Raw genomic sequence first — 746 nt, forward strand, 5'->3', positions numbered from 1 at the left:
TGTTAGCACGTTTCCCACATGCAGTACCAGTTTTTGATTTTGGAGCCCCACTCAATTTTGAATACTGTTGAATCACCAAAAGGGATTTCAATATCTAGAGATATTTGAATAGCACAACCTTTAGTATTTGGTTTGTCATAAGACGGACCTTGAATGGTGGTAGGCCAACCATTGATTTTTGAGAAACCATAGTTCCTATATCTCTCTAGTGCTTTTTCAAGTTCCTTTGATTCATAGTCATAATCAATATTCTGGTTATCAAGCCACTCGAAAAAATCACTTGAGCTTGGGTAGTCAGTGAATGTTTCCCATTTAATGTCTTTTGCTTCGAATTTTTTTTGAGCAGGATTTACCAAAGGAGTAATGTTAGAGCCTTTAGGAATTTCACGGACTACAAATTCACTACCTTCTTCAGACAGTATGTCGAAGGTTACATAGTCATTGTCTATGTAAATGCAAATGCCCATTAAATGAGAAATTTGTTCGGGAATATTAGGAAGCTCATCTACGACTATTTGCAATAGAGGGCGTAGAGGTGCGTCTGCACCCATAGGCCATTCATTACCAGAAACATCATAGAAAGTACCGCCTGTTCTTGACGAAAAGCCTTCTGAGCACCTATTTTGAAGCACAGCCTTTATAGATTCGCTTCCAAGTGAACTTAAATGTGACTCGAAGTCATTCATCTTGATTTCCTTGTGTGCTAACGTCGTTTTAAGGGGCGAAAAACATTAGCTTCATGCAAA

Annotated in this window: 1 protein-coding gene; it reads right to left on the reverse strand. The window is 38.3% G+C overall.

What is annotated here, in order from left to right:
- Positions 1-2: 2 nt before the first annotated feature.
- Positions 3-686 (reverse strand): DUF1963 domain-containing protein, encoded by a 684-nt coding sequence (locus LRP50_RS25375; RefSeq protein WP_274167172.1) that lies wholly within the window; start codon positions 684-686, stop codon positions 3-5.
- Between the last annotated feature and the right edge of the window lie 60 nt (positions 687-746).

This window comes from Enterovibrio gelatinilyticus, assembly GCF_028683095.1.
Classification (GTDB): domain Bacteria; phylum Pseudomonadota; class Gammaproteobacteria; order Enterobacterales; family Vibrionaceae; genus Enterovibrio; species Enterovibrio gelatinilyticus.

Coding starts and splice junctions, on each gene's coding strand:
- LRP50_RS25375 (WP_274167172.1), bottom strand. CDS start 686: ATGAATGACTTCGAGTCACATTTAAGTTCACTTGGAAGCGAATCTATA.